Below are 5,258 nucleotides of genomic sequence, written 5' to 3' on the forward strand. Positions count from 1 at the left end.
TGGCAAAATTGGCGCTGAACCGCGGCACCAGCAGGATCAGGCCAAAGCCGATCATCAGCACGGCCCCGGCATTGGCGATGGTGGTTTCAGTGATGCCCAGACTGCGCCCGGCAACGGTGATGACCATGCCCAGAGTGACGAAAGACAGGCTCATCCCCGCCGCAACCGCGATCGGTCCCAGCCGATGCGCCTGCAGCGCCGTTGCCAGCACGATCGGCAACACCGGCAGAACGCAGGGGTTGATCAGGGTCAGCAGACCCGCCGCATATCCAAGCACAAGTTCCATGACCGCGAGTCTTGGCGCAAGCCCGGGCCGCTGTCATTAAACAACCCCTGACGCGCGATCACATGACCGTCAGATGCGTTGCCGCGACCACTGCACCGCCAGAATGCCGACCATGATGATCAGAACGCCAATCACATCCATCACGCCCAAGGCCTCGCCAAGCAGAACCGCGGCCACCGCGACGCCGAAGAACGGGTTCAGGAAATGAAACGTCGCCGCCCGCACCGCGCCGATCCGTCCGACCAGAACGAACCATGTGATCGTCGCCAGCAGACCCGGCACCAGAGTCGTATAACCAAAGGCCAACAGCCAGCGCGGGCTGACGGCCACTTCCCATGTTTCGGTAAAGCCGCCGATGATCGCAAGGATCACGCTGCCGACCAGCATCTGCAGGCCGACAATCATCATCAGGTTACCCCCGACCGAGGCACTGCGCACCGTCAGGGTCGCCACCGCCAACGCCAGCGCACCGATGATGCACATGCCCACGCCAACCAGATCGACACCGCCATTGATGCGGCCGCCCATGATCAGGGCCACGCCCACGAAGCCCGCGACCAGCCCGGCCAGACCCAGGGGCCGCATCCGGTCACCCCAGATCAGCCAGCCCAGCAGCGCCACCAACAGCGGCATGGTCGAGGCGATGATCGAGGCCAGACCGGCCTCGACCGTCTGCATCGCGACAAAGTTCAGACCCAGATACAGCGCGTTCTGGCACAGGCCAAAGATGATCGTGCTCTTGATTTGAGCACTGTTCAAACGCCAGCTCTGCCCCATCAGCCGGGCGATCAGAATGCCCAGCAAACCCGAGATCAGGAACCGCAGCGCCAGCGACAAAAGCGGCGGCGCATCGGCGACGATGATCCGCGCCGAGGCAAAGGCTGATGACCACATAAAGGCAAAAGCCAGCCCCATGGCGATGGCGCGAATATCCATGTCTGCTCCGACAAAAAAGAAAGGGCCGCACGTGGCGACCCTAAGCGTTTTGCGATTTGGGGCAAGCCCCGGTCGCTTAGCCGTTCACGCTGTCTTTCAACGCTTTGGCAATGGTCATCTTGACCACCTTGTCGGCGTCTTTTTTGATCTGATCGCCAGTGGCCGGGTTCCGAACCATGCGTTCGGGGCGCTCGCGGCAATAGATTTTGCCCACGCCAGGCAGGGTCACTGCACCGCCGCCGGATACTTCTTTGGTGATCACGCCAGTCAGCGCGTCCAGAGCAGCCGAGGCGGTCTTTTTGTCCGCGCCCATTTCCTCTGCCAGCGCAGCGACCAGCTGAGTTTTGGTCATCGGTTTTGCCATGTATGGTCTCCTCACTCCTGCCCGCTTATTGGGGCTGATCCGCGTAATGTAACGGAATGTATGTGTCAGACACAATGATTTGCGTCCGCAATCAAGTGTTTTTCATGCATTTTGTGTTGGTTTTCGCCGCGTCACAAGAAAGCTGTTTCTTCAAAGCTACGCAATTTGCGGCTGTGGATGCGTTCCAGCGGCATTTCCCGCAAGGCCTCCATCGCGCGAATGCCGATCTGAAGGTGCCGCGCGACCTGTGTCTGATAGAACTCACTGGCCATGCCGGGCAGCTTCAATTCGCCATGCAGCGGCTTGTCCGACACGCAAAGCAACGTGCCATAAGGCACCCGGAACCGATAGCCATTCGCGGCGATCGTGGCGCTTTCCATGTCCAGCGCAATCGCCCGTGACTGGCTGAGACGCTGCACCGGGCCGGACTGATCGCGCAGTTCCCAGTTGCGGTTGTCGATGGTGGCGACGGTGCCGGTGCGCATGATCTGTTTCAGGTCATAGCCGCTAAGTTCGGTCACTGCGGCCACCGCCTGTTCCAGCGCGATCTGGATTTCGGCCAGCGCCGGGATCGGCACCCAGATCGGCAGATCGTCGTCCAGCACATGATCCTCGCGCAGATAGGCATGGGCCAGCACGAAATCGCCAAGGCTTTGGCTGTTCCGCAGCCCGGCGCAATGGCCGACCATCAGCCACGCATGCGGGCGCAGAACCGCGACGTGATCGGTGGCGGTTTTGGCGTTAGACGGGCCGACACCGATATTGACCAAGGTGATCCCGGCGCCGTTCTGACGTTTCAGATGATAGGTCGGCATCTGCGGCAGCTTGGCCGGGGTCGGCAGCGGCGCCTCGGGGTCGCTGATCACAATATTCCCCGGCCCGACCAGCGCGATATACCCGCTGTCGGGATCGGCCAGCGCCTTGCGGGCATAGAGTTCGAACTCTTCGACATAGAACTGGTAGTTGGTGAACAGAACATGGTTCTGGAAATGCTCGGGCGCGGTGGCGGTGTAATGCGACAGCCGCGCCAGCGAGTAATCGACCCGCTGCGCGGTGAACGGCGCCAGAGGCCATGCGCCATCGGGATATTTGAACCCATAGCCGTTGACGATCTCGTCATGGGTGGTGCTCAGATCTGGCACATCGAACACATCGCGCAGCGGAAAAGACAGCGCCCCGTCCTGCGGCACGGTGATCGAGCTATCCGCCGAGACCGCGAAATGCACCGGGATCGGCGTTTGCGACGGGCCGACGCTGATGGCGACGCCGTGGTTTTCGATCAGCAGGCCAATCTGCTGGCGCAGGTAATTGCCGAACAGGTCAGGCCGGGTGATCGTGGTGGCATAGGTGCCCGGCTCGGTCACATAGCCGAAGGACAGGCGGCTATCGACATGGGCAAAGCTGGTCGTGATCAGCCGCAGTTCGGGGTAATAGGCGCGGAACCGGGCGGTGCGCGGCGCCCCGGCGAGGGTGGCCTGAAACTTTTCGCGCAGAAACCCGGTGGCCTGTTCATACAGCACCTGCAAATACGCCACGGCGGCGGCTGCATCGGTGAAACTTTGCATGTCGCTGGTGGGGGGCGTGTGCAGGGGCAAGGTCGGTTCGGCCATCGGTCCCTCGATTGGTCTTGTGACGGGTTGTGCCAAGTGTGACACCTTGGCGGCCCAGCGCAAGCCCGCCCTTGCACAGACCCCGCGAACACCGGATGATCGCGGCATGACACAGACGCTTCTTTCAATCGGACATGGCTATAGCGCTCAGGCGCTGGCCCGAATTCTGCCCGCTGACTGGCAGGTGATCGCCACGACACGCAGCGCCGAAAAGGCCGCCGCGATGACCGGAGCCGAGGTGGTGATCTGGCCCGGCGGCGATCTGGCCGGGGCGGTGGCGCGGGCGACGCATGTGCTGAGCTCAGTCGCGCCTGACGCGGACAGCGACCCGGTGCTGCGCGACATCGGCCCGGCACTGGCGCGCGCCGATCACTTGCGCTGGGTTGGCTATCTGTCCACCACCGGCGTTTATGGCGACCATCACGGCGGCTGGGTGGACGAAACCACCCCCCTGACCCCGGCCACCGAGCGCGGCATCGCCCGGATGCAGGCCGAGGCCGCTTGGCGCGATCTGAACCTGCCGCTGCATATCTTTCGGCTGGCGGGCATCTATGGCCCCGGGCGCGGGCCGTTCGCCAAGGTGAAATCCGGCACAGCGCGGCGGATCATCAAGCCGGGACAGGTGTTCTCGCGCGCTCATGTCGAAGATATCGCGCAGGTGCTGCTGGCCTCGATCCAGCGGCCGAACCCCGGCGCGGTCTATAACGTCTGCGACGACGATCCCGCGCCGCCGCAGGATGTGATCGCCCATGCGGCGGAACTGCTGGGCATGGCCATCCCGCCCGACATTCCGTTCGACGAGGCGGCGTTCACCCCCATGGCGCGCAGCTTTTACGCCGAGTCAAAAAAGGTGCGGAACGACCGGATCAAGGACGAGTTGGGCGTGGTGCTGAAATACCCCGACTACAAGGCGGGGCTGGCGGCGTTGTTGGCCGCAGAGGCCGATTAAGACGCGTCCTCTTCGACCCCATGGCGAACGATATTGAACCCTTCGTCAGCCGTCGGGGCGACAAAATGCTTTGAGAACATCTGGAACTGGGCCTCGGTTGCGGCGAACGGATGATCGCCTTTGGCGTTGCGGGCGAAAAGACGGGCCAGGCATACCTCGTCGGGGGTGGTCATGAGGTGCAATTGGTGCGCGGCGTTTGTGGACGCAAGGATGCTGAGCATCCAGTTGCGGCTCTCGATCGTGTTCGCGGGAAAGTCCAAAACCACCGACAGCCCGGCATTCAGCAGCGCCGCGACATGCGGCCCCATAATCGCCCGCAGTTTGGCCGCGCAGCGCACATAGTCCTTTGGCGATGCGATTTCATCGGCGAACAGGGTGCTCAACCATGCATCCTCGGCAATCAGAACCGTTCCCTCTGCTTGCCCCAACCGGGCCGCGAGGGTCGATTTTCCGGATCCGATTTTCCCGCAAAGCAAATGCAGGGTCGCAGCGTGAAAAGGCATTCGGGCCTCGATCTTTCCAGTTGCACGGATGATGAGCCGGGTCAGGCCCGCTTTTCCCCGATCTGCGCGACGCCCAGAACCTCAAGCACCTTGGCCTCGATATCCGGGGCGTTCAGATGGGCGCTGGCATACATGTCATCGGGGTTGGCCTGATCGATAAAGCTGTCCGGCAACACCATCGCGCGGAATTTGAAGCCCGCGTCAAACACGCCCTCATCCGACAGCAATTGCGCTACATGGCTGCCGAAACCGCCGACGGCGCCTTCTTCGATGGTGATCAGCGCCTCGTGGTTGGCGACCAGATCAAGGATCAGTTCGCGGTCCAGCGGCTTGGCAAAGCGGGCGTCGGCCACGGTGGGCGTGATGCCGCGCGCGCTTAATGCCTCGGCGGCTTTCATCACCTCGGGCAGACGCGTGCCGAACGACAGGATCGCCACCCGTGCGCCTTGCTGGATCATCCGGCCCTTGCCGATCTGCAAAACCTCGCCGCGTTCGGGCAGTTCGACGCCCACGCCTTCGCCCCGCGGATAGCGGAAGGCGATCGGCCCGTCATTATGCGCGGCGGCAGTGGCGACCATATGCACCAGCTCGGCCTCATCCGCGGCGGCCA

Annotated in this window: 7 protein-coding genes; 1 reads left to right on the plus strand and 6 read right to left on the minus strand. The window is 62.8% G+C overall.

Annotated features, from left to right (window positions below; translation table 11 throughout):
• The 4 genes from ABYW26_RS09975 to ABYW26_RS09990 form a co-directional block, all read right to left on the minus strand.
• A partial coding sequence (locus tag ABYW26_RS09975) for a cytochrome c biogenesis CcdA family protein (protein ID WP_372604688.1) occupies window positions 1–286 on the minus strand: 286 nt, incomplete at its 3' end.
• A gap of 69 nt (window positions 287–355) precedes the next feature.
• The gene (locus ABYW26_RS09980) at window positions 356–1,222 is read right to left on the minus strand and encodes a DMT family transporter (protein WP_372604689.1); all 867 of its coding nucleotides are present in this window, start codon (window positions 1,220–1,222) and stop codon (window positions 356–358) included.
• 76 nt (window positions 1,223–1,298) lie between these two features.
• The gene (locus tag ABYW26_RS09985; RefSeq protein ID WP_372604690.1) at window positions 1,299–1,586 is read right to left on the minus strand and encodes an HU family DNA-binding protein; all 288 of its coding nucleotides are present in this window, start codon (window positions 1,584–1,586) and stop codon (window positions 1,299–1,301) included.
• 131 nt (window positions 1,587–1,717) lie between these two features.
• The gene (locus tag ABYW26_RS09990; protein ID WP_372604691.1) at window positions 1,718–3,196 is read right to left on the minus strand and encodes an AMP nucleosidase; all 1,479 of its coding nucleotides are present in this window, start codon (window positions 3,194–3,196) and stop codon (window positions 1,718–1,720) included.
• Window positions 3,197–3,302: 106 nt separating this feature from the next.
• On the opposite strand from ABYW26_RS09990, the gene ABYW26_RS09995 reads away from it, so the two are divergent.
• The gene (locus tag ABYW26_RS09995; RefSeq protein WP_372604692.1) at window positions 3,303–4,145 is read left to right on the plus strand and encodes an SDR family oxidoreductase; all 843 of its coding nucleotides are present in this window, start codon (window positions 3,303–3,305) and stop codon (window positions 4,143–4,145) included.
• Here ABYW26_RS09995 and ABYW26_RS10000 read toward each other — a convergent pair.
• Window positions 4,142–4,648 carry an AAA family ATPase gene (locus tag ABYW26_RS10000; protein WP_372604693.1) on the minus strand — a complete coding sequence of 169 codons (507 nt, stop codon included), beginning with the start codon at window positions 4,646–4,648 and terminating at the stop codon, window positions 4,142–4,144. The genes ABYW26_RS09995 and ABYW26_RS10000 overlap by 4 nt on opposite strands.
• A 41-nt stretch (window positions 4,649–4,689) precedes the next feature.
• Window positions 4,690–5,258, minus strand: a 569-nt coding sequence (locus ABYW26_RS10005) for a transketolase C-terminal domain-containing protein (RefSeq protein ID WP_372604694.1), incomplete at its 5' end; no start/stop codon positions are given.

Source organism: Actibacterium sp. (assembly GCF_041584535.1).
Lineage (GTDB): Bacteria > Pseudomonadota > Alphaproteobacteria > Rhodobacterales > Rhodobacteraceae > Actibacterium_D.